Origin of the sequence: Lysobacter capsici, assembly GCF_018732085.1 — a bacterium.
Classification (GTDB): domain Bacteria; phylum Pseudomonadota; class Gammaproteobacteria; order Xanthomonadales; family Xanthomonadaceae; genus Lysobacter; species Lysobacter capsici_A.
In genome coordinates, this window is record NZ_CP076103.1 from 3,629,011 (window position 1) to 3,652,991 (window position 23,981).

Here is a 23,981-nt window from a genome sequence, read left to right on the forward strand (position 1 = left end):
ACTGCGTCTCGAAAACTTCAGCCCCCCTTAGTCAGCAGACCGCTTAGACCGTCTAGGCTTACGTGGCACCATCCGACCAACGTTCTTGGCATGGTTGTAGTTTCCACCCTCCCAAACCATCTTCCCGAGCCAACGTGGAAGCGAATCTTCAGCAGTCTTCAGACGTTCTTGTTTGGCGAGCAGATAAAACGTAGCAACTGAACCAGCCCAAAGATAAGTCCACTCGACCCAGCCTCCTTTTGCGTAGCCAGCCAGCACGAGCCATAGGCCGATCATTAAGACCGCGGCTGATATGAAATAGCCGATGAGGCTAAACCGGTAATCCCAGCGCCTTGCAGCCGGCGAAAAATACCGAGGATCGCGCCAGTACAACTGTCCGGACTCATCATTCCAGTCGATCAGCGGCCATATTTCTGAGACCTCAAGCAGCGCCCGCGCTCCTTGCGGCTGACTTATCAAATACCGAAGAACAGCCGCGGGCAAGTACGTCCCATACGCGTGGCGCACAGCAACTTGCAGCCAAAGATCATCGGTCTGATCTCGCTTAGGCCACAGGTCCAGGAAGTCTTTGCGATCTTGGCTTCTGGATCGCTGAAAACCGAATATCCCCTTCGCCACGAACGGCACCAATACAATCGCGGCCAGCGGGAACAGCCATTGTGGGCCATAGTGTTTGAGCCAAAGTTCGATCATGGTTCCTGACGACTCCCTTCATGGCGTGCAATAAAACGAGGGCGCCGTAGCGCCCTCGCATCTAGACAACTAGTGCTTCTCATCCCTCGGCGGATGCGGATCATTCCCATAGCTGTCGCTGTCCTGGATCTTGCCGTCCTGGCCGTGGATGACGAGTTCCACTTCGTCCTTGCGGGCGAGGTCGCGGCCGGCGTCCAGGGCGTCGGCTTTGCGGTCGTGGACGGAGCTCGCGCGGTCGGCGCCTTCGCGCTTGACGGCCCAGCCTTCGGGATGGGGTACGACGTGGATATCTTTCTTCGACATGGTCCTTTGTCCTGTGAATGCGCGCGGGTTGCGCGCAGGGCCGACGCTAGCACCGCGGAAACGGCCTGCCTGGAAGCAGGCATAGCGGGTGTGCCGCGCGGTGCCACGTCTTTTTGAAAACGTGAAATGCGCCAAGGCGGGGACGGGCTGGGTGGCTATCGGCCGCCTGCAGGTCACGGCCCGGGCTGGGCGAGTCGAGCGACGAACGCGGGCTTGTACGCGCACGGTCCAAAGCGCCTGCGTTGGACAAATTTTCACCATCGAAAGCCCCTCGAGCTGTTCCGGAATGACTCGGCGGTGTTCCGGAAGGGCTCGGAGAGGTTCCGGAAGCCCGAATCGGCCTTCGCGAAGCCCGCGCCGGGATTCGCGAGTACGGATTCGGGATTCGCGAAGACGAAATCGCTGCTCGCGAATACCAATTTTGGACTCGCGAAGCCGGGCCGGGCCTTCGCTAAGGCGAAATTGCTGCTCGCTTAAGCGAAATCGGTGCTCGCGTAAGGCAAATTCGGCTTCACGAAGGCCGTCGCGGGATTCGGGTGCAGCTCGATCGTATTCGCGAACCCCTCCGCGGGCTTCGGGAAGAGCAAATCGGGATTCGGAAGGCGCCGCGCGGTGTTCGCGAAGGCCCAGGCGGGACAGCGTCGAAGCGATACCGTCTTGCAGCGGCACCGCCCCCTTCAAGCGAACGACGCATCGCACCACGCGCGGACAAAAAAGCCGCCCGAAGGCGGCTTGCGGGGACAGCGGTGTGGGGAGGTCGCGACAGGCGGCGGCTCACGCCGACGGCGCGGCGGCCTCGCGGCGGCCCTTGGCCCAACGCGCGCCCATCTCCTTGCGCAGGCCGTCCAGGCCCTGGTTCTTGCCGGACACCTTGAGCAGGCCGTAGCCCTCCAGCGCGAACGCCATCAGGTCCGCACCGAGCGCGGTCTCGGTGTCCTCGCCGCGCTCGGCCAGGCGCTGCAGGCGGTCGAGCAGCGGACGCAGGCGGTCCAGCGTGCGCAGGTCCAACTGCGCGCCGGGGAGGTCCAGGCTGGGCGGCACGATCTGGCGATTCTGCTCCAGCACGCTCAGGGCCTGACGGCAGAACACCTCGGACTTCGGCCCCATCTTGGTCAGCCGGCGGCGGTCGTCGGGCGACAGCGAGACCAACCCCGCCAGCGCCGTTTCCAGTTGATCCAGCGCCGCCACCGCGGTGGCGACTTGCTCGTCGGACACTTCCAATTGAATCAGGTTCACGCTCATGACGAATCTCCTTGTCGATGCGGACGCACGTCGAAACGACGGCGACGGGCATCGTGGCGAAGCGCCGGCGCGATGAGCAGTCGGCGAGATCCGCATTGGGGTGTCGGATTTTTCTTGGGTTAAAACGTGTGCGAAGAGGCACAGATGGCTTGCGTGTGTATCGCGCATCGGCACGCGGCACATTCATGATGCATCGCAGCGCCCTGCCCGCGTTTGCTGCACGGACGACCCGACCGCGCCATGGCGTGGCCGGCATTCGCATGCCCGGCGCTGCGTTGCGACCGATCAGATAAGAAGGAGGAACACCGCCCCGCTACGGCGCGATCGGATCGACGGCCTCGGCGACCCGGTCCAGGTCATCGGCCAAGCGGTCGAAACAATGGGCCAGCGCCTGGGCAGAGAGGTAGACCACGTCGGGGCCGGCTTCGCCCTGGGGCTCGGTGAGCTGGGCGAGCAGGCGTAGGTGGTCGCGGGTTTGGGTTAGGGCTTGGTGGGCGGTGGCGGGGAGGAGGTAGATGTGAGGTGTGGCGTTGGGGATGCGGTGTCCGTTTCGCATGCGTGTCTCCCTAGAGTCGTTGATCCATGACGGGAGTATTTTATTCTATTTTTGAATATCCTGAAAGAGGATACAGCATTCGTGCGGACCTTTGGAATCCGCGCATATGCCAAGCAACACGCTATACACCAAAGAGAACGAAGTTCTCTCCCGGCTCATTCGCGACATGCGAACCGCCGCCGGCCTCACTCAAGCATCTTGCGCCGAGGCATTGGGTAAGCCGCAGTCCTACGTAAGTAAGATCGAGGGCGGAAGCCAGCGCATCGATCTTCTTCAGCTGCGCGACTACTGTCATGTTTGTGGAGTGTCTTTGACCGTATTCGTTAGACGCTTCGAATCCAGCATCTAGCCCCCCATCTCTCTTTCGCTGAATCGAAATTAGGCTGAGCAAGACCTCGTTTTTAGGAGATTTCACATTGAATTTAATTATGAACTGACAAATCAATAATTTATTCTGGATACTACCATCAATCACTTTCGACAAGGAGGTACAGATGTCTTTCCCTGCTCAAGCCTTTCGAATTCTTATCGCATCCCCTTCCGACGTATCTGAAGAACGTGAACTAGCAGTTCGAGCCATACAAGAGTGGAATGATCTAAATGCAGCGGAGCGGCAAATAGTGCTCTTGCCACTCCGATGGGAAACACACTCAGCACCAGAGTACGGCAAGCGCCCACAAGAAGTAATTAACAAACAGATCGTAGACCGTTGCGATCTTCTGATAGGAATTTTTTGGACCCGAGTGGGAAGCCATACTGGAATTGCAGAAAGCGGCACAATCGAAGAAATCGAAAGAGTCGCAAGCGCTGGAAAACTGGTCATGCTGTACTTCTCCCAGGGAAAACAAGATCCGGAAAGAATAGACATAGAACAATTATCAAGACTTCGTGAATTCAAAAAGAAGACCTTTCCAAACGCCCTCATTGAACAGTACGCAAGCCCAATCGAGTTCAAAGACAAACTTGCCAAACAAATCGAAATACAACTCAGATCAATATTAGCAACGACCGCGGATAATGCCAGCGTACAAAACGATAATCAGCCACTTACAGACATTTCGCTAAATTTCGCGGACGCTGATAGCGGCGTGAACTTGGGTGACACGGCCGTCATCAATTCGACATTTATTGACATTGAGGACTACTCTTTAGTTCCGGACTACATGCCGTCACCAGTAGCCGAAGAAATCGAAAAGGACCCTAAATCAGGAAAGCACCAAAACAAATTATTAATTAACGCATTTCGCACCGCTGATACAAATAAAGACTACTACCGTCAAAGAACAGCCCACATTGCGCTTAGATCATATTTTCGTCCCATTCGATTCTGGCTGAAGAACAAAGGGCGCATTGGCGCTCGCGACATATACATAGATCTAAAGCTGGTCTCGAACGGCTCTCCAATAACCCTCATCGAGAGAAGCAAGCTACCATCCACCCCCCCAGCACGGACTAAATCGGCATTTTCGTTTGATTCGCCACCAAACTCACTTGATGAATTGGCAGAAGACTCATCAGAATGGTCGTCGCACATAGAGGTGCGAGCACTTCAACCGCAACGAGAGTTAAGCCCCGAATCTCAGTTAGTCATCGGCGCAAGAAGAAGCTGCGAGGTTACGGTTACAGCCACTATATTTGCAGACACCCTTGCCGAGCCAATCACTCAACATCTATCACTTAGCATTGACGTAGAACATATCACTTTTAAGGGGGATGACATGATTCAGCTTCTGACGCCGGAGCCATCGGCCGAAGATTAGAAACCCTACCTTTAACAAAAAGAAGGAGAGCAAGCCCCGGCCCTGCTACTTAATGATGTAATGGCTCAACCTAGCATCACCAATTAGTATATCCCTCCGAAACTAGATCGCCTATAAATATACCTCCCGACCCAACTCCTTCAACCCGTCCTGCTCTACCCTAGCGCTTAGCTCCTATCTTCTTGGATCTTGCGCCTTATCACTATGATCTCGTCGCGGAGTGACTTACGCACATCCCTGCTTATCTTCACATAGATGGATCCCCAAGGAGTTGTTACACCTGCCCGTACCAATCTAGCGACGAGCCAAGGAGGGCCTGGAAATTCACTCAAGAACTGGCCGAAAACATTACCCTCTGGGGCTGCATAACTGAAAGTTTCGCCTCGCTGAAGATCGGTCGGAAGCCGAGAATTAGTTGGGTGCTGCCAGTTATTAGCGACAGCAGAGGGCCATTTGACGAATCGCCTTACTATTGGATGAATTTCAAGAAAAGCACTATTGATGCGAAGACTATGAGTACCAAGATTACTAACTCGATAACAGAGAAACGCTCGATCCAAATCAGGAGTAAAAATGACAATATTTAAATCCCCTTTGGCACGAGGTTTTTCAGAACGCCTTGCCAAGTAGAGCGCCGCCACAACCGCAGCAAAACTAGCTATAGAAGAAAGCCATGTACCAAGATCCCCGCAATTGATCCCTTCCATACAGGCAGGAATTTCGAGCATGACCCTTCTCCTCTGAATAAAAGAAATCACTCAAAGCGCATTCTCCGGCCCATATAAAATGCGCTCACCATTGTGCACGCAAACGCCAATGCCTTTCAGTCATTCACGAGCAAGTAGAGTTCGTCACTACTCCACTCAGGATTCAGAAACAGGCGGCAGACTGCAATTTTCTCAATAACAAAACGGCACTTTGCGCCCGCTTTTAAGTCGAATTGACGATGATGCGGACAGGAGTGGCTACAGACGCTTGCTCGATTCGGCTTCGTCCTGAGGCAGCGCTTTGCGGACCCATAGCGTCGTCGGCACTTGTTCGTGCCGGGCGACTCGGAGGAAGGCTCGCTGGCGCGATGGGCTTTCGTCGCACTCCTCTTTGCACAGGGCCGTGTTACCTAAGCCGTAGTTGCGAATTTTGTAGGTGGCGATCAGGCGCTCGGCCATGTCGCGGCGCTCGTACAGGTACACCGATCGCCCCTGCACGACCCAGCGTTGGCGCAATCGCTGTTGCCGCCGTTCTTCGTCGGCTTGTTGCTTGGCTTCGGGATGGGCTTTGTAATAAACCTCGGTGTCCAGGCGGTCGGCCCCGCAGTGCATCGTCTGGCTGTAGTAGTCCTGCTCCCAGGTCCCATCGGGATAGAACGTCGTATTCGTCACCGAGGTGGTGCGGAAGCCGTCCGGAACGGCGGCGAGGCTCCAATCTCCTGGCAGGAAGTCGGCCAGTGCGGTGTTCGGCGGCCGGTGCAGCGCGCATGCGTTGGCGCCGAGCAAGGCCATCATCCAGACGATATGTCGCTTCATTGCGCCCCCGATCGGCCCAGATGGCCCCTACGGAGTTATACGAGGGCGGGCTGAGGTAGGACAAGCGCGGCCGGGTGCTCTGCCCCGGCCTGCGGCGCAGTCGTTGGCGGTTGTCGCCGGTGATGAGGCCCTCTTTCCGAAACAGGGGTCAGAGCGCTCTTCCCTAAAGAACGATGAGATGGAGCCCCATTTGACTCGTCAACGGCGCATGCCTTCTTGCGCCGGCACCTGAAGCTCCCTTCCCTGCTGCTGGCTGCGCTCAACCTCTAACACCTGATTCACCCCCACCAACCGATCAAACGAAGCCTCAACCGGCGTCTTGGCCGCTTGCTCAGTCGGCATATGCGCCCGCCGATTCGCCGGGTCGTCCAGGCGCCCTTCGACGATGAAGATGTTTTCGCCGGGTTTAAGTCCCGCGCCACCATTCCCCAGCACAACATGGTCGATCCGTGACAGGCCCTGCGCTTTCGCCAGGACGGTCAGGCTGGCGGTGAGGCGTTCGCTGTCCGCGTCGGGCGCGCGGCCGAGAGATGCATCGAGTTCGGCGACGCCTTTGTGCGCTTGCAGGTAGAGCGCGTGGTCGGGATGCGAGGGCGTGCGCGGGTCGGGCCTTGTAGGTTGCGCAGCTTCGGCGGGGGTTGCCGGCGCGGCGAGGTCCGGGGGCGCGACTGTCCTGGCGTCCGCGGTGGTATCGCGCAGGTTGCGCATGACCGGCGTGCCGGTGGTGGTGTCGTAGAAGTTCAGGTCGACCTTGTGATTGGCGAAGCTGACGCCGTCGCGTTCGAGCTTCGCCAAATCCCAGCCCAGGCGACCGAGGTTGAGGTGCAGCGGCGGGTCGGGGCCAGCGAGCGGGTTGGCGATGGCGTTGTCCGCTTCGATCTTTTGGTCGGCGATGCGGCCCATCGTGTGGGCGGCGTAGTAGTTGCGGTAGTCCAGATCGCCATGCGGCCCAAGCTTGGCCTCGCTCGCCGGCGCATCGAAATGGCAGCGCGCTACGGCTTCGATGTTTTCCGGTGAGTAGGCGATGCGGCCGTCGGGCTTGGTTTGAATGCCGGGCGCCCAATTGAATGTTTCGGTGGCGGCATCGCGAACCACGCACAGGCTCGATGGCGCGGTCCGCTCCAGGATTTCCTTCGTGCTCGCTTGTGGGTCGAGATGCCGGATTCTGGAAACGATGGCATTGACCGAATGCAGTTCGGCGTACGACTCGTCCCAACGCTGGCGCTGTTGCAAGGTAAGGGCGATGTCGGTGGGATCATGCACATCGCTGTCTGTTGCAAAACGCGTACCCAAGTCCCGTTCGAACTGCTTCGCCCGAAATAGACGATCCTGTTGATTGGCGGCGTGGGCGGCTTCATGCGCCAAAGCGCCGACCAATGGGTCTATGCCCTCTTCGCTCTTCGCGGCGCCTTGTAAGGTTTGCCTGCTTACGGACAGGGAGCCGCCGACATCGGTGAAATGCCCGCCGGTGCCGGGAATGGATTGGGTGGTGAATCGTTGCAGGACGCCGCGGTCCAGTGTCGTTTCGATCAGCTGTGCGAGGTAAGGTGATTCGCCTATCGCTTGGCGCAGTGCCGACACCTCGGCGTCCGAGGTCTGCTCGCGCCGTTTCAAATCCACCAGTAACGACTCGATCCTCGGGTCGATGGGGTCAGCCATGTCCCGCTCCCGGAGCGGACACATCGAGCATGTGGATGCACCGTCGCGATTTGCCGTCCGGGGCCGCAACGTCCTGATCGAACAGCCGTATCACTACTGTGCTCGGGGTGATCGACTGACCTTCGGTGAACATCACGTGCGGCCTGAGTCCCTGGATGGGCCGCTCATGCGCCACCAGATGCGATTGTTCGACCAGTGCCGGACGCAGTCGTGCGAGGTCCAGGTAACAGCCGGACGGGCTGGCCGCAGGCACGTAGACCGACAATAAAACGTCGGATTTGCGGGTCTTCAACGCAATGCGGAATCCATGGCCGGGCGATAACGGACCGCTGAGTTCCCAGACATTCGAACGTCCGGGCGGTGTCGCTTCTGGATTGAATTTAGCGCCTAGAATCGTCTCGACTGCATTGCGACTGATGCGGTTGTCGCGAGCGATCGATTGCATCACGGCCAAGATTCGGGGTTCGAACTCTTTGGCGAGGCGGGTCACACCGGGGTCGATGTTTATTACGGTCGGCGATGCGTCCTTTGGTTTTTTATCCCGATGGTTGGTTTCGTCCACCGACGCGGCCGAACAGGCGGACACCAGGGACAATGCCAAGACCGTCCAGAACCTGTATCCATTGACGCGCGGAACTGGATGCTTCATGGCGACCTCTTCCTGAGCGCTGATGCCGGGACAGTCGAAACATCATCGATTACGGACGGGCTTGCAAGACTATTCGGCTGGAAATCTGCAAAGAAACTGTCTGCTAGTCGTCGCAATCGCGCATTAGCGCAACTGCCAGTTGCGCATGGGCAGCGAGCGCTTGTGAAAGTGTGCCTTTAGCCATCAACTTACCCATAAAGCAATAGTCCCGCCGAAGCGAGGCCATTGGTGAATAGATTGCTTGTCGCTAATGAACGCGTTTCGGCCATCCCCGCCAATTGGTATGCGCCCGCCAAAAAGTCGCTTACGGGCGGGCCGAGGCCTTCGAAACTGAATTACTGCTCGAAGCAACCGGACATTTATCGTCGAGGTCAAACTACCGCAGAGCCGCAACAACAGCTGCCGCGGATCTCACACCCTTCCCCCTAGCGCGCGACCAGCCCGAAGCATCGCAGCCTCAACAGCGTCACTCCATCCCTCAGGCAGCCCTATGTCGAGAGTTAAATTGTAGGTGCCAGCTACAGGCTCACCATCGAACACGTCGGTTATGAATTTAGGGATCTTTTCCACTTGCTCAAAGACATCGCCTGCCACACCCGCGTATAGATCACGGATTTCAACGAACTCTTCATCTACATGTGTAAATCGTACAGACTCCTCCCAAGCAAGCGCACTACTGCAGACCTCTCCATATAGACGGCATGTGGAGACGATATCAATGTCATTTCCGGCGATGCCGGGCTTACCCCAGGAGCGTGAAAACTCCACATTAGTCAGAGCACTAAGCGCATTAACAATGCGAAGTATTTCATCTGACTTACCAGATATCCACGCAAGAAAGTCTTCTCTCTTTATGCGCACATACGGCCCGACATAGAGACCATTCTTGAGCGCACTCCACCTTCGCACTATGGGGGCGATTTCCTGACGCAGAACCTCAGCGGTCAGCAGGTACTCCCAGTACTCGCCTTTCTCGAGAATCAAACGTTCCGCGAGATAGCTCAATTTACCAAGGTCTTCTAGATGCCGCTTCTCATATCGCTGGCGAACTTGTGCAGATACCTTTCCAATTTGTCGCGCGATCCAGCCTTCATGTTCGCGCTGCCACTCATACAGCAGACCCGCCGGATACCTATTTGGATCGTCATCCACGATTTTGTGGCAGTTCGCACAGAGCCAAATGGCATTGGTGATACTACTGCGATCAACGGACTCCATCTCCGGGTCGTAACGTGCCGAACCAGGATTTGCTCCGTAAATATGAGCGGCCTCACCGACATTCACTGAATCGTGCGCGTCAACTGTCGGACCACTTGTGACAGCACGACACTCAGGGTTTGAGCAGCAATTAGCTGCCCGTTTCGCCAACGTAGTGACGATCGATTGCTTAAAACGATCCTGGACAGTCATTTGCTGATTGACCTGAAATTAACAGAAATTCCTCCGACTAAGGATACGCCGTATGGTCACGGTCGCGGCCAGAATCTATGCGTCATCAAAATCGTCTCATGGAGGATTCGTTTGTCACAGGAAATACCGCCCTAGCCCCGCCAGTTCGCATGCGTCCGCCAAAACTCGACACTGCGCAGATAAGCCGCCCGATCCAACCCCACCCCCGACCCGCCCTCTTCCACCCCAAGCGCATTGCGCATCATCGTAATCGGCGCCATCGGTGTCTCGACCGGCTCGGCGGTGTACATGCAGCCGACCACGCCCCAGTCGGCGGTGGTGTCGGTGCCCTCTTTCGCCAGTTGTTCGCGGCTGTAGAGGATGACGATGAGGTAGTCGGCCACGGGCGGGTCGAGGCCTTCGAACCAGCGCACCAGCACGGGCAGTTCGTCCTTGGTGCGGGCTTCGTAGTCGGTGCGCAGCAGGTGGCGGTTGGCGTCGGTGATCGGCGCGGTCAGGCAGCGGGTGCGGGTCCAGTTGCGGTGGACGTGCAGTTTGCAGAACGGGGCGTAGCCGTCGAGGACGGTCAGCGGCGGGACGTCGTTGAGGTGGCGCTCGAATTGCTCGGGCGTGATGTCCTGGAGGGTGTTGCGGCGCGGTTCGCGCGGGAACAGGCGGGCGCGGGCGAAGTCGGTGAGGATGATGGTCATGGGGGGATTATCGGGCAGCGCCAGGCGGGTCGTCTGGGGTGGGGCGAGTGTTTTTCAGGCGAGTTGGGGCTTCCATCCGTAGATGGGTTGTTGTGGCGGTTGCTTTTCGAAGGTTGCGCCGGCGGTTGCGGGGGCGTGGTCGCGGCTTGCGCCGCTCCTACAGTCGGGTGCCGGGCTGTGTCGTGGTTGCAATAAAAAAGGCCCGCGGGGGCGGGCTTTTTTGGATGGTGATGGGGTTACATGTTGCGACGGTATTCGCCACCCACGTCGTACAGCGCATGGCTGATCTGGCCGAGGCTGTGGGTCTTCACCGCTTCCATCAAGGACGCGAACACGTTCTTGCGATCGCGCGCGGCGGCCTGCAGGCTGCGCAGGCCTTCGCTGGCGTAGTCGTTGCGGCCTTGCTGGTACGACAGCACGTTGTCGATCTGCTGGCCCTTCTCTTCCGGGGTCGAGCGGATCAATTCGATCTCGGTGACGATGTCGCCGCCGTGGTCCTTCGGCAGGAAGGTGTTGACGCCGACCAGCGGCAGGCTGCCGTCGTGTTTCTTGTGTTCGTAGTAGAGGCTTTCTTCCTGGATCTTGCCGCGCTGGTACATGGTGTCCATGGCGCCCAGCACGCCGCCGCGTTCGCTGATGGCTTCGAATTCCTTGTACACGGCCTCTTCGACGATGTCGGTGAGGTAGTCGACGGCGAAGCTGCCCTGCCAGGGGTTTTCGTTGAAGTTGAGGCCCAGTTCCTTGTTGATGATCATCTGGATCGCGACCGCGCGGCGCACGCTTTCCTCGGTCGGGGTGGTGATGGCTTCGTCGTAGGCGTTGGTGTGCAGGCTGTTGCAGTTGTCGAACAGCGCGTACAGGGCCTGCAAGGTGGTGCGGATGTCGTTGAACTGGATTTCCTGCGCGTGCAGGGACCGGCCGCTGGTCTGGATGTGGTACTTCATCATCTGGCTGCGCGGGTCGGCGCCGTAGCGCTCGCGCATGGCGCGGGCCCAGATGCGGCGGGCGACGCGGCCGATGACGGTGTACTCCGGGTCCATGCCGTTGCTGAAGAAGAACGACAGGTTGGGCGCGAAGTCGTCGATCTTCATCCCGCGGGCGAGGTAGTACTCGACGATGGTGAAGCCGTTGCTCAGCGTGAAAGCCAGCTGGCTGATCGGGTTCGCGCCGGCTTCGGCGATGTGATAACCGCTGATCGACACCGAGTAGAAGTTGCGGACGTTCTTGTCGACGAAGTACTGCTGGATGTCGCCCATCATGCGCAGGGCGAACTCGGTGCTGAAGATGCAGGTGTTCTGGGCCTGGTCTTCCTTGAGGATGTCGGCCTGGACGGTGCCGCGCACGGTGGCGAGGGTCTTGTCCTTGATGCGCTGATAGGTTTCGGCGTCGACGACCTGGTCGCCGGTGATGCCGAGCAGGCCCAGGCCGAGGCCGTCGTTGGTTTCCGGCAGCAGGCCGCTGTATTGCGGGCGCTTGCGGTCCTTGAAGATGGCTTCGATCTTGTCGTGCGCGGCGTCCCAGCGGGCGCCGTCTTCGCGCAGGTATTTCTCGACCTGCTGGTCGATGGCGGTGTTCATGAACATCGCCAGCAGCATCGGCGCGGGGCCGTTGATGGTCATCGACACCGAGGTGGTCGGCGCGCACAGGTCGAAGCCGGAGTACAGCTTCTTCATGTCGTCCAGGGACGCGATGTTGACGCCGGAGTTGCCGATCTTGCCGAAGATGTCCGGGCGCACGGCGGGGTCTTCGCCGTACAGGGTGACGCTGTCGAACGCGGTCGACAGGCGCGCGGCGGGTTGGCCGACCGACAGGTAATGGAAGCGGCGGTTGGTGCGCTCGGGCGTGCCTTCGCCGGCGAACATGCGGATGGGGTCTTCGCCGGTGCGGCGGTACGGGTAGACGCCGCCGGTGTAGGGGTAGTAGCCCGGCAGGTTTTCTTTTTGCAGGAAGGTCAGCAGCTCGCCCCAGCTCTTGTAGGTGGGCGCGGCGATCTTCGGGATTTTCTGGTGGCTCAGGGAGTCGCGGTAGTTTTCGACGCGGATGGCTTTGCCGCGGACTTCGTATTCGGTGATGTCGTCGGTGATGGACTTCAGGCGCGCGGGCCAGTCGCGCAGGAGCTTGAGGGCTTCGGACGTCAGGGTCTGGACGGCGTCGTTGTAGCGTTGGCGCAGGGTCAGCAACGAACGATCTACAGCGAAGCCCCGATTTTCTTTAAAGAGCTTCTGCACCTTGTGCATCTTGCGCTGAAATTCGCGCATCGCCTCCAACGTATTGGGGCTTGCCTCACTGATAAGCCGATCGTATTCCTCCTCATCGGTATCAACGTAAGCGGCAGTGAGAAGTGCATCGGAGTGATACAGGTCCAAAGCATTGGGAACCTGATCACCAAGGTCTTTCAACGACTGCCAATACGACTGCGCGCGATCGGCGACGTCCGACTGGCTTTCGATCTGGCGATTGATCGACCGGCCCTGCTCCGCGATCTCGGCGAGGTAACGTACCCGCGCGCCGGGAATCAGCACGGTCGCGCGCGGCTCCTTCAACGAGGTGTCGACGTCGGGCGTCCACTTTTCGGCCGGCAGCGAGAGTTTCTCGCGCAGCAGGCGGCACAGGTTGACGAACATCCAGCTGATGCCGGGGTCGTTGAACTGGCTGGCGATGGTCGGGTAGACCGGCACGTCTTCGTCGGGCGTGGCGAAGGCGACGCGGTTGCGTTTCCACTGCTTGCGCACGTCGCGCAGGGCGTCTTCGGCGCCGCGCTTGTCGAACTTGTTGAGCACGACCAGTTCGGCGTAGTCGAGCATGTCGATCTTTTCCAGCTGGCTCGGCGCGCCGAAGTCGCTGGTCATGACGTACATGGGGAAGTCGACGAGGTCGACGATTTCCGAATCGCTCTGGCCGATGCCGGCGGTTTCGACGATGACCAGGTCGTAGCCCAGGCCGCGCAGGAAGCCGATGCAGTCCTTGAGCACGGTGTTGGTCGCCGAGTGCTGGCGGCGGGTGGCCATCGAGCGCATGTACACGCGCGGGCTGCGCAGCGAGTTCATGCGGATGCGGTCGCCGAGCAGCGCGCCGCCGGTGCGGCGGCGGGTCGGGTCGACCGAGATCACCGCCATGCGCATGTCGGGGAAATTGGCGAGGAAGCGGTTGAGCAGTTCGTCGGTGACCGAGGACTTGCCGGCGCCGCCGGTGCCGGTGATGCCGACCACCGGGGTCTTGCCGCCGGCGAGCTGCCACTGCTTGCGCAGGTGCGCGAGTTGGCTTTCGTCGAGCAGGCCTTCTTCGATCGCCGAGAGCATCTTGCCGATGGTGATTTCGTCGTCGATCGCGGCCGGCTTGTCGGGCGTGGTGTCGGCCTGGCGGCCTTCGCTGGCGCGGCGCACGACGTCTTCGATCATCGCCACCAGGCCCATGTGCATGCCGTCGTTGGGATGGTAGATGCGCTCGACGCCGTAGGCCTGCAGCTCGCGGATTTCCTCGGGCGTGATGGTGCCGCCGCCGCCGCCGAACACGCGGATGTGGCCGGCGCCGCGCTCGCGCAGCATGTCGACCATGTACTTGAAGTATTCGACGTGGCCGCCCTGGTAGCTGGACAGCGCGATGCCGTCGGCGTCTTCCTGCAGCGCGGCGCGCACGACGTCTTCGACCGAACGGTTGTGGCCGAGGTGGACGACTTCGGCGCCCTGCCCCTGGATCAGGCGACGCATGATGTTGATCGCGGCGTCGTGGCCGTCGAACAGGCTGGCGGCGGTGACGAAGCGCAGCGGGGTGGCGTCGGCCTGGGCGGCGGGAAGGTTGGCTGCAGTCGTGCTCATGGCGGTCTCGATACGCAGTACGGGCTGTGCGTATTGTAGCTCCGTGAAGCAGGCACGGTTTGGCGGGTGGCCGTGCGGTGCAGGATGGGCGGCTGCGTTACGGCAGTCAGGGTAGCGGCGTCAATGGGGTTCGGGGTGGCGGGATGGGTGGAAGCGTGGCGGGGGTTGGCGGTGAGGAGGTTCTGGTCGCTGCATTCGCCGTGCGCGGCTTGAGCGCTTAAGTCGGTTCTCGGCTTGGAGGCCATGACAGGCCCGCATCTCTCAGGCCGTCATTCCCGCGAACGCGGGAATCCAGTGACTTCGACGCCGCAGCAAGAACGGAATCGGTCGGTTCGGGCCGTGACTCTCCAGAACGTGCACAGCCCGAGGTTTTCTGGTCAGGACGTTTGAAGTCACTGGATTCCCGCGTTCGCGGGAATGACGGCCGGGAGGTTTCGCACAGGACGGCTGAGAGGTTTCGCACAGATCGCTACTGCACATGGCGCGCATGGTCGCGTGTGGCCGCCGTAAACCATGCAGCCGGCCTTCAGCAATCTGGCGTTGCCATGAACGCGCTCGGCGGCGGCGTCAACAACGCCGCGGCCACGACGTTGCCATCGACACAGGCGGGTGGCCGCCGAGTCGAGGAGAAGGGTCATGGCAATGCGTCCTTTGGTGTTGGCGGCGATGATCGGTGTGGCGTCGCTGGCAGGTGTGCATGCGCCCGAAGCGCAGGCGCGTACATATGTGGGCGTGGATGTGCGGGTGGCGCCGCCTCCGCCGCGCTACGAGCGGGTGCGGGTGCGACCGGGCTATGTGTGGACGCCGGGGCATTGGCGCTGGGACGGCCGGCGTTATTACTGGATCGGCGGCAATTACATACCGGCGCGCCGCGGGTACGTGTATGTCGCGCCGCGCTGGAATGCGTATGGGCCGGCGTGGCGGTTCAATGAGGGGCATTGGCGCCGGCGCTGAGGTTGGGCGCAGTGGGCTGGGTTGAGGTCGCGGTCGAAGGAATGTCGCGGCCAATGTCGATTGCGTAACACCTGGCAGCTTTTGTCTGGGCTCTACATTCACAGGACTGCGCACCGCTCATGAAAGCGGCCGTTCCCCCCTTTGAAAAAGGGGGGCCAGGGGGGATTTGCTCTTGACGCTTCGGCGCGCAAAGCAAATCCCCCGGCGCAGTCGGTGTCGTTGGACTTCGAAGTCGCGCAGGCGCCGCGCCCCGTTTTTCAAAGTGGGCGATCGTTTGCGCTGCGGGTGTTTTTGTTGGGACGATCGTTTGCGCTGCGGGCGCGTTTGTTGAGGCGTTTGGGTAAGAGCGCTTGTCGGGGCGTCCCCACCAACCCCGTTTGGATCGTGGCAACCGCCCATCCCGGCAAAGCCGCCGACGCCGCCTGCGGCCGCCGCGGCACGCATACCTAGCCGTATTGCCCGATTGCTTTAGACTAGCGCCCCTGCGACGGGCAGCACGGCGCCGCCGCACAGGCGAATTCATTTCTTTTCAACGACTTAACCACACCCAGGCGTGACGCGCAGGCGGAAAATCCCGCGCAATCCCGCCCGGTCCGGAGCACCCGATGATTTTCGAAACCCTCGACACCTTCGGCCATGAGCAGGTCGTCTTCTGCCATAACAAGGACGCCGGCCTGAAGGCCATCATCGCGATCCACAACACCGTGCTCGGCCCGGCGCTGGGCGGCCTGCGCATGTGGCCGTACAAGACCGAGCAGGACGCGCTCAACGACGTGCTGCGCCTGAGCCGCGGCATGACCTACAAGAACGCGGTCGCCGGCCTGAACATCGGCGGCGGCAAGGCGGTGATCATCGGCGATCCGTCGGCCGACAAGTCCGAGGCGCTGTTCCGCGCGTTCGGCAAGTTCGTCGATTCGCTGGGCGGCCGCTACATCACCGCCGAGGACGTCGGCATCGACGTCAACGACATGGAATACGTGTACCGCGAGACCGAGTACGTCACCGGCGTGCATCAGGTCCACGGCGGTTCGGGCGATCCCTCGCCGTTCACCGCCTACGGCACCCTGCAGGGCCTGATGGCCGCGCTGAACAAGCGTTTCGGCGATGAGGAAGTCGGCAAGTACAGCTACGCCGTGCAGGGCCTGGGCCACGTCGGCATGGAATTCGTGAAGCTGCTCAAGGAGCGCGGCGCGAAGATCTTCGTCACCGACATCAACAAGGGCCTGGTCGACAAGGCCGTGTCCGAGTACGGCGCCGAAGCCGTGGGCCTGGACGAGATCTACGACGTCAACGCCGACGTGTACTCGCCGTGCGCGCTGGGCGGCACCGTCAACGAGCAGACCTTGCCGCGCCTGAAGGCCAAGATCATCTGCGGCGCGGCCAACAACCAGTTGGCCAACAACGCCATCGGCGACGAAGTGGCCAAGCGCGGCATCCTGTACGCGCCGGACTACGCGGTGAATGCCGGCGGCGTGATGAACGTGGCGCTGGAACTCGACGGCTACAACCGCGAGCGCGCCATGCGCATGATGCGCACGATCTACCACAACCTCGGCCGCATCTTCGAGATCGCCGAGCGCGACAGCATCCCGACCTACACCGCCGCCGACCGCCTGGCCGAAGAGCGCATCACCGCGATCGGCAAGCTCAAGCTGCCGATGGGCCGTTCGGCCCCGAGCTTCCGCGGACGAATCCGCGGCGGTCACTGAGTAAAACTTCGACGGGGCCAACGGCCCCGTCGTCGTATCCGGCGTAGGGTTTTCGCGCCGGCCCGCGTTGAAATGAATGCGCGGGCGCGGCGCGACCCGCGCGCGGTAGTGCGATACACCTCCCAATGTTGTGCACACGCTATAGGACATTCGACATGCGCAAACACGCTCTTGCCACCTTCGTGGCACTGAATCTGGCCTTCGCCGCCTATGCCGCCGAGCCCGCCAAACCGGCCGCGCCGCCCCACCACGACGCGCTCGACTACGAGCATCAGGAGCAGTGGCAGGCCGCGCACGACAAGTCGCAGTCGCCGATCGACATCGTCACCGCCAGCGCCGTCGACGCCGCCGACAACGAGCCGCGCGCGCTGCAGTTCGAGCACACCCGCGGCGCGGTGGATTCGGTCGAGGACAACGGCCACGCGGTGCAGGTCGACACCCACGCCACGCAAGCGACGATCCGCGGCCGCCATTTCACCCTGGCCCAGTTCCACTTCCACGCCGCCAGCGAGCACACCCTGGACGGCAAGCATTTCCCGCTCGAAGGCCATTTCGTGTTCAAGGCCCAGGACGGACGCCTGGCGGTGGTCGGGGTGATGTACGACATCGGCGCGGCCAACCCGGTCGCGCAAGAGGTGCTCAACGACCTCAAGCCGAAGAAGAAACAGGCCAAGCCGGCCCAGCACGAGATCGACATCGAAGGCCTGCTGCCCAAGTCGCGCGGCTATTACCACTACCTGGGCTCGCTTACGACCCCGCCTTTGACCGAAAATGTCGAGTGGTACGTGATGCCGGCACCGGTGACCATGTCGAAGAAGCAGATCGACGCGTTCTTGAGCCACTACCGCCGCAACAACCGCAACATCCAACCGCTCAACGGGCGGCCGCTGATTCGTTACGAGGGCTGATATGCGCAGTTTTCCCCTGGGTGAAGAGATCGACGCGCTGCGCGATGCGGTGCGGCGTTTCGCCGACGCCGAGATCGCTCCGCGCGCGGAGCAGATCGATCACGACAACGCGTTTCCGCAGGACCTGTGGCTCAAGCTGGGCGAGATGGGCCTGCTCGGCATGACCGTGCCGGGCGAATACGGCGGCAGCGAGATGGGTTATCTGGCGCATCTGGTCGCGATGGAGGAAATCTCGCGCGCCTCGGGTTCGGTCGGCCTGTCCTACGGCGCGCATTCCAACCTGTGCGTGTCCAACCTGTACGCCAACGCCAACGAGGCCCAACGCACCAAGTACCTGCCCAAGCTGTGCAGCGGCGAGTGGAAGGGCGCGCTGGCGATGAGCGAACCGGGCGCGGGCTCGGACGTGGTCGGCTCGATGAGCTGCCGCGCCGAACTGCGCGGCGACGTGTGGGTCGCCAACGGCAACAAGATGTGGATCACCAACGGCCCGGAGGCCGACGTGCTGATCGTGTACATGCGCACCGCGGGCAAGGACGCCGGCAGCAAGTGCATGACCGCGTTCATCGTCGAAAAGGGCATGAAGGGGTTCAGCACGGCGCAGAAACTCGACAAGCTCGGCATGCGCGGCTCCAACACCTGCGAGTTGGTGTTCGAGGACTGCGAGATCCCGGCCGAGAACGTGCTCGGCCAGGTGCATCACGGGGTCAAGGTGCTGATGAGCGGCTTGAACACCGAGCGCCTGGTGCTGACCGGCGGCCCGATCGGCCTGATGCAGTCGGCGCTGGACATCGCCCTGCCCTATGTGCGCGAGCGCAAGCAGTTCGATGTCGCGATCGGCACCTTCAGCCTGATGCAGGGCAAGATCGCCGACATGTACACGGCGCTGCAGTCCAGCCGCGCGTTCGCGTATCAGGTCGGTCGCGATTTCGATGCCGGGCACAAGAGCCGGATCGACTCGGCCTCGTGCCTGCTGCACGCGTCCGATGCCGCGGTGCAGGTGGCGCTGGAAGCGATCCAGACTTTGGGCGGCAACGGCTACATCAACGAGTACCCGACCGGGCGGATTCTGCGCGACGCGAAGCTGTATGCGATCGGCGCGGGGACGAACGAGATCCGGCGGATGTTGATCGGGCGGGAGTTGTTTGACGGCAAGAGCTGAGGGGTCGTCGGGTTGGGTTGTCTGGAAACGCCGTCGCGGCTTCGCGGCGGCGTTTTTGGTTTTTCGGGATTCGGGATTTGGGTGCTGGACGTGGGTCGCTTGGCTTTGCTTGGGGGTCGTCGGCGGTTGAAAAGCGAATCTCCCCCAACCCCTCTTTTACAAAGAGGGGAGCCGATCTTGGCGATCGGGGTGGTTCGTGGGCGCGCTTACGCGCGAGCGGGGTTTCGCGCGAGCGGGGTTTCACTGCGTATACGGCACGATCGCCGGATGCGACACGATCGCTACGAATGCGCTCCCCTCTTTGTAAAAGAGGGGTTGGGGGAGATTCGCTTTTCCAAACAGCCGCTGCGTATCAATACGCAAGCCAGCCCCAATCGTCCAAAGCGGCAGGAAACATCACCCGGCGCGCTTCAACGAACCCGCCTCGCTCCCATCCAACTCAGAACGAAAACGACCAATTCGCCAACGCACGCGGATACTGCTGCCCGAACTCGTAACGGTTATCCAGATCCAGGCTCAGCACCCCGCCCCGCGCAAACCGCGCGCTGAGCCCCAGGCCCAGCACCCCGGCCTCGCGAGCGAACGGGTCACTCGCGATCGGCGCCCATACGTCCAGCCCGGTGAAACGCGCATCGATGTAGCGGCCGGACTGGGCCAGCGTGCGTTGCCATTCGGCGCGACCGCTCAAGGTCAGCGACGCCGAACCGAGCCGCCATTCGCGCTGCGCCCGCGCGCCAGCCAGCAGTTGCGTCGCGCTCAGGCTGGAATCGTCCGCGCTCAGGCCGAACCCGGCCGCGCCGTCCTCGGCAAACCCACCGCGCTCAAAACGCAGGCTCTGCACGCCGACATACGGCGTCAGCAAACCGTTGCGCAGTTCGAAGCGATGGCCGGCCTGCACGCCGACATTGAAATACCGATCGGCGTAGTTCGAACCGGTACCGAACTGACTGTCGCCGAGCACGACGTCGCGGCGCATGTCGCGGTCCATGCGGCCGAATGCGGCGCGCCCCAGCAGGTAACTGCCGGCGCGGTCCCAACTGGCATAGAACTGGCCTTCGATCTGGCGATTGCGTTCGCGGTCGCCGCGCAGGCGGGTGTAGGCGTAGCCGTCGGTCTGGCTGAGCGCGGCGCCGAAACGCAGGTCGTTCCAACGTTGGTCGTGACCGACGATCCAGCCCTTGGCATCGAGGTCGAACCGACCCGACGCCGCGCGCTGGGCGTCGATGCGGTCGGCCCAGGCGCCATCGCGGGGTTGCAGGGATTGCGCATCCAGACGCGATTCCAGCGCATGCCGATTGCCTTCGATCGCCATCATCGCGAAGGCGACGTCGGCGCTGTGCAATTCGCCGGATAGGCTGGCCAACGATTGCTTGGCGATCTGCTCGGTCGCCGACTGCTGCAGGGCGCCGGCCGCGGCGCCGAACGCACCCGGGGCGCCGCCGACCGCCGCGCCTTGGTCGAGTCCGCGCAGAGCATCGTCCACCCGCACGGCGGCCGAAGCGGCGGCGCCCTGCACGCCCATCGCCTGCGCGGTCGCGCTGATGCTCAGGGCGGAGATGTCGAGCCAGGCCTGGGTCGTGCTGTAACCGAGCGTGGCGGTCAGGAACACGCCCGGCGCGGTCGACAGCGAGCCGAACTGGCCGTTGACGCTGCCGGCGTTGAGGAACACTTCGCGACTGGAGCGCACATAGCCCGGCAATTGCCCGAGCACGCGCGCATCGCCGGCGAGGCTGGCGCTGCCGCCCACATCGAGTTTGGAGCCGATGAAGAACTGCAATTGGCCGGCGGCGGATTGTGCGTAGTTGCCGTCGATGCGCAGGCCCGCGCCATCCAGGCGCAGCGCGCCTTGGTTGTCGAGGCGATTGCCGATCCGCGCGCCGTTGCCGCCGGCGAAGGTCGCGCCGTTGCGGATGGTCACCGCCGAGGCCAGGCTGCCGCCGTCGTTCAGGCGCAGGCTGCCGGCGACGACATCGGTCGCGCCGGCGTAGGTGTTCGCACTGGTCGCGTCCAGGCGCAAGGTGCCGCTGCCGTCCTTGATCAATCCGCCCGCGCCGCTGATCGGGTTCGACCAGGTCGATGCGCCGGTGAAATTCACCCGCACGTCGCCCCAATCCAGCCGCCGCAGGCCGCGCACGGCCGCGCCGACATCGAGCAGGCCCTGGCCGAACACCGGGTCGACCCCGGGCGCGCCCAGGTCTTTCGCGTTACCGAGCAGCGCCTGCCGCACCAGATCGTTGTTGAAATACGGAAACGCCTGCCACACCAGCGCGGCCGCGCCCGACACCTGCGGCGCGGCGAACGAGGTGCCGCGGATGATCCAGTAGCTCGGGCTGCCGACTGCGTCGTTGACCCCGGTCGCCTGCACGTTGCCCGGCGCGACCAGGCAGTAGTTCATGGCGATGCCGCAGGCGTTGGAATAACTCGCCAGTTGGGTCGGGGTGTTGGTGTCCAGCGCCGACACCGCGATCCAGCCGCGTTCGAGCACGTTCGCGCCGGCGCCCTGGCTCGGCAGCGAGGCGTTGTCGGACGGCTGCGGCTTGGCTTCGTTGCCGGTGGCGAACACCACCAGCCCGCCGTTGTCGATGAAGGGCTGGTAGGCGTCGATGAAACTGCGGGTGACGTTGTCGCCGGTCCAGTACAGGCCGCCCCAGGAGTTGTTCATGATCCGCACGCCGGCGTTCATGAGGTCGCGGCTGACGATGTCCAGGCCGCCGTTGTTGGTGGCCTGGTTGCCCTGGCCGGAGCCGTCGTCGGGCGGATTGACGTCGTTGAGGATGCGCGCGGAGACGATGCTCGCGCCCTGGGCGATGCCGCCCGGCCAGGCCCCGACCGGCGCGCCGGCGATGATCTGCGAGACGTAGGTGCCGTGGCCGAGCACGTCGTCGATGCGATGGTTGTTGCTGCGCGGATCGGTGTAGAGCAGATGCGGTCCCACCCGGCCGCTGAGCGCGGGATGGTCGCGACGCACACCGCTGTCGACCACGCCGATGCGCACGCCCTGCCCGTTGAGTCCCAAGGCCTGCGCCGAGCGCGCGTTGGTGAGGTCCAGGTGCGCGCCGATCGGCGGCGGCGGGGTCGACGGCGGTGGTGGCGTCGTGGTCGGCGGCGGCGTGGGTTTGACGTTGCCGCCTCCACCGCCGCCTCCCCCGCAGGCGCTGAGGATGGCGACGCTGAGTACGCACAGCGTCAACCGCGAACTACGCCGCACTGCCGATCCGTAACCGTTCATGGCTCACCCCGCTGGTGACGCGTCTCGTCCGCTCCCCAGCGGATCGATCGCACCTCGCATTCGTTTTAATCCAAGCATCGCGAACCGACAATCGATTCGTTGGTTTATTACGCAGAACCGGGAGAATTCGGATGCGGGCGTCGGCGCGGGGCGGCTCGCGTGGCCGGGTTGCCGCGGCAGGCGCCGAGGTTCGAACACGGCATGGCGGCGCAAGCGGGTCGGCCGAACCGGCATTCGGACGCGATTGGACGGCGGATGCGCCGATGGCCCGCCGGCAGTATCCGCGCAAAATCCGACCCTCGCCGCCGGGCGCCGCCCCCTGTAATCGATTTCGCAAGGCCACCGGGAAATTCCCCCATTCAGCTGCGCGCCGGTTAACGGCCGGCCAAAACCCCGATTCGTTAACTTTCCGCTAATCCAAATCCATCCCGCAGCGGATGTTTGCGGCACCGCAGCATGGCGCCGCATAATCGATGGGTTCCGGCCACCACCCTCGCGGGCCGGCCCTCACGCCACAGTTTCGGAGTTCCGCCATGAGCGATGTCGTCATCGTCGGTGCCAAGCGCACCGCCATCGGTTCCTTCCTCGGCCAATTCACCGGCGTCCCGACCCCGACCCTGGGCAGCGCCGCGATCACCGGCGCGCTCGAGCAGGCCGGCGTGGCCGCCGACCAGATCGACGAAGTCATCATGGGCTGCGTGCTCCCGGCCGGCCTCGGCCAGGCCCCGGCGCGCCAGGCCGCGCTCGGCGCGAACCTGCCGGTTTCGGCCGGCTGCACCACCATCAACAAGGTCTGCGGTTCGGGCATGAAGGCGATCATGCTGGGCCACGACCTGATCAAGGCCGGCTCGGCCAAGCTCGTCGTCGCCGGCGGCATGGAATCGATGACCAATGCCCCGCACGTGCTCAACAACTCGCGCACCGGCATCCGCTACGGCAGCGCCGAAATGCTCGACCACATGGCCTGGGACGGTCTGACCAATCCCTACGACGGCAAGGCCATGGGCGTGTTCGGCGACGCCGCCTGCGCCAAGTACGATTTCGACCGCGCCGCGATCGACGCCTACTCCGAAGAGAGCGTCAAGCGCGCCCAGGCCGCGCAGAATGGCGGCCATTTCAAGGACGAAATCGTTCCGGTGACGGTCAAGGGCCGCAAGGGCGACGTGGTCGTCGACGCCGACGAAGAGCCGGGCAAGATCGACGTGGCCAAGATCCCGACCCTGCGTCCGGCGTTCGGCAAGGACGGCGTGCTGACCGCCGCCGCGTCGTCCAAGATTTCCGACGGCGCCGCCGCCACGGTGCTGATGTCGGCCGACGAGGCCGCCGCGCGCGGGCTCAAGCCGCTGGCCCGGATCGTCGCCCACGCCGGCCACGCGCAGGCGCCGGAATGGTTCACCACCGCACCGGTGAAAGCGATTTCAAACGTGCTCGAAAAGGCCGGCTGGACGGTCGCCGACGTCGACCTGTTCGAGATCAACGAGGCGTTCTCGGTGGTCGCCATGGCGCCGATGAAGGACCTGGGCATCAGCCACGACAAGCTCAACGTCCACGGCGGCGCGGTCGCGCTGGGCCACCCGATCGGCGCCAGCGGCGCCCGCCTGGTGGTCACCCTGATCAACGCCCTGCGCATCCGCGGCGGCAAGCGCGGCGTCGCGTCGCTGTGCATCGGCGGCGGCGAAGCGACCGCGATCGCGATCGAACTGCTGTAAGCAAGAAGTTAAAA

At 62.3% G+C, this 23,981-nt stretch carries 19 protein-coding genes; 7 read left to right on the forward strand and 12 right to left on the reverse strand.

What is annotated here, in order from left to right; genetic code table 11:
- Positions 1 to 27: 27 nt before the first annotated feature.
- The 4 genes from KME82_RS15010 to KME82_RS15025 all read right to left on the reverse strand — a co-directional run bounded on the left by KME82_RS15010 (position 28) and on the right by KME82_RS15025 (position 2,794).
- Entirely contained in the window at positions 28 to 693 is a 666-nt protein-coding gene (locus tag KME82_RS15010) for a hypothetical protein (RefSeq protein ID WP_215494769.1), read from the reverse strand.
- 69 nt (positions 694 to 762) lie between these two features.
- Complete coding sequence (locus KME82_RS15015) at positions 763 to 996, reverse strand: DUF2188 domain-containing protein (protein WP_215494770.1); 234 nt, start codon at positions 994 to 996, stop codon at positions 763 to 765.
- A 774-nt stretch (positions 997 to 1,770) separates the two neighbouring features.
- Positions 1,771 to 2,238 carry a hypothetical protein gene (locus tag KME82_RS15020; RefSeq protein ID WP_215494771.1) on the reverse strand — a complete coding sequence of 156 codons (468 nt, stop codon included), beginning with the start codon at positions 2,236 to 2,238 and terminating at the stop codon, positions 1,771 to 1,773.
- Positions 2,239 to 2,551: 313 nt separating this feature from the next.
- Entirely contained in the window at positions 2,552 to 2,794 is a 243-nt protein-coding gene (locus KME82_RS15025) for an XAC0095 family protein (protein ID WP_215494772.1), read from the reverse strand.
- A 106-nt stretch (positions 2,795 to 2,900) separates the two neighbouring features.
- Between KME82_RS15025 and KME82_RS15030 the strand changes: the two genes are divergently transcribed.
- Both KME82_RS15030 and KME82_RS15035 read left to right on the forward strand, forming a co-directional pair.
- Positions 2,901 to 3,143 (forward strand): helix-turn-helix domain-containing protein, encoded by a 243-nt coding sequence (locus KME82_RS15030; RefSeq protein WP_215494773.1) that lies wholly within the window; start codon positions 2,901 to 2,903, stop codon positions 3,141 to 3,143.
- Positions 3,144 to 3,288: 145 nt separating this feature from the next.
- A complete protein-coding gene (locus KME82_RS15035) occupies positions 3,289 to 4,554 on the forward strand; it encodes a DUF4062 domain-containing protein (RefSeq protein ID WP_215494774.1) in 1,266 nt (421 codons plus the stop codon).
- A gap of 167 nt (positions 4,555 to 4,721) precedes the next feature.
- Here KME82_RS15035 and KME82_RS15040 read toward each other — a convergent pair whose 3' ends face one another.
- From KME82_RS15040 to KME82_RS15070, 7 genes are all read right to left on the reverse strand, one after another.
- Positions 4,722 to 5,282, reverse strand: a complete 561-nt coding sequence (locus KME82_RS15040; RefSeq protein ID WP_215494775.1) for a hypothetical protein — start codon at positions 5,280 to 5,282, stop codon at positions 4,722 to 4,724.
- 237 nt (positions 5,283 to 5,519) lie between these two features.
- A complete protein-coding gene (locus KME82_RS15045; RefSeq protein ID WP_215494776.1) occupies positions 5,520 to 6,077 on the reverse strand; it encodes a hypothetical protein in 558 nt (185 codons plus the stop codon).
- Positions 6,078 to 6,275: 198 nt separating this feature from the next.
- The gene (locus tag KME82_RS15050; protein ID WP_215494777.1) at positions 6,276 to 7,736 is read right to left on the reverse strand and encodes an XVIPCD domain-containing protein; all 1,461 of its coding nucleotides are present in this window, start codon (positions 7,734 to 7,736) and stop codon (positions 6,276 to 6,278) included.
- Positions 7,729 to 8,385 (reverse strand): hypothetical protein, encoded by a 657-nt coding sequence (locus KME82_RS15055; RefSeq protein ID WP_215494778.1) that lies wholly within the window; start codon positions 8,383 to 8,385, stop codon positions 7,729 to 7,731. Before KME82_RS15055 ends, KME82_RS15050 begins: the two co-directional genes overlap by 8 nt.
- A 411-nt stretch (positions 8,386 to 8,796) precedes the next feature.
- The gene (locus KME82_RS15060) at positions 8,797 to 9,795 is read right to left on the reverse strand and encodes a hypothetical protein (RefSeq protein WP_215494779.1); all 999 of its coding nucleotides are present in this window, start codon (positions 9,793 to 9,795) and stop codon (positions 8,797 to 8,799) included.
- A 131-nt stretch (positions 9,796 to 9,926) separates the two neighbouring features.
- Entirely contained in the window at positions 9,927 to 10,484 is a 558-nt protein-coding gene (locus tag KME82_RS15065) for a DUF3228 family protein (protein WP_215494780.1), read from the reverse strand.
- A gap of 236 nt (positions 10,485 to 10,720) precedes the next feature.
- Positions 10,721 to 14,299, reverse strand: coding sequence for a methylmalonyl-CoA mutase family protein (locus tag KME82_RS15070; RefSeq protein ID WP_215494781.1), 3,579 nt, complete (start codon positions 14,297 to 14,299; stop codon positions 10,721 to 10,723).
- A gap of 636 nt (positions 14,300 to 14,935) precedes the next feature.
- Between KME82_RS15070 and KME82_RS15075 the strand changes: the two genes are divergently transcribed.
- The 4 genes from KME82_RS15075 (at position 14,936) to KME82_RS15090 (ending at position 19,029) form a co-directional block, all read left to right on the forward strand.
- Positions 14,936 to 15,253 (forward strand): YXWGXW repeat-containing protein, encoded by a 318-nt coding sequence (locus KME82_RS15075; protein WP_215494782.1) that lies wholly within the window; start codon positions 14,936 to 14,938, stop codon positions 15,251 to 15,253.
- A gap of 605 nt (positions 15,254 to 15,858) precedes the next feature.
- A complete protein-coding gene (locus KME82_RS15080; protein ID WP_036110968.1) occupies positions 15,859 to 16,962 on the forward strand; it encodes a Glu/Leu/Phe/Val dehydrogenase dimerization domain-containing protein in 1,104 nt (367 codons plus the stop codon).
- 155 nt (positions 16,963 to 17,117) lie between these two features.
- Positions 17,118 to 17,870 carry a carbonic anhydrase gene (locus tag KME82_RS15085; RefSeq protein WP_215494783.1) on the forward strand — a complete coding sequence of 251 codons (753 nt, stop codon included), beginning with the start codon at positions 17,118 to 17,120 and terminating at the stop codon, positions 17,868 to 17,870.
- Position 17,871: 1 nt separating this feature from the next.
- Entirely contained in the window at positions 17,872 to 19,029 is a 1,158-nt protein-coding gene (locus KME82_RS15090) for an isovaleryl-CoA dehydrogenase (protein ID WP_215494784.1), read from the forward strand.
- 439 nt (positions 19,030 to 19,468) lie between these two features.
- Here the strand turns inward: KME82_RS15090 and KME82_RS15095 are convergent, their stop codons facing one another.
- Positions 19,469 to 22,237 (reverse strand): S8 family serine peptidase, encoded by a 2,769-nt coding sequence (locus KME82_RS15095; protein WP_215494785.1) that lies wholly within the window; start codon positions 22,235 to 22,237, stop codon positions 19,469 to 19,471.
- Positions 22,238 to 22,791: 554 nt separating this feature from the next.
- Here KME82_RS15095 and KME82_RS15100 point away from each other — a divergent pair.
- Positions 22,792 to 23,967: a thiolase family protein gene (locus tag KME82_RS15100; protein ID WP_215494786.1), complete on the forward strand. Its 1,176-nt coding sequence runs from the start codon at positions 22,792 to 22,794 to the stop codon at positions 23,965 to 23,967.
- Positions 23,968 to 23,981: the final 14 nt, after the last annotated feature.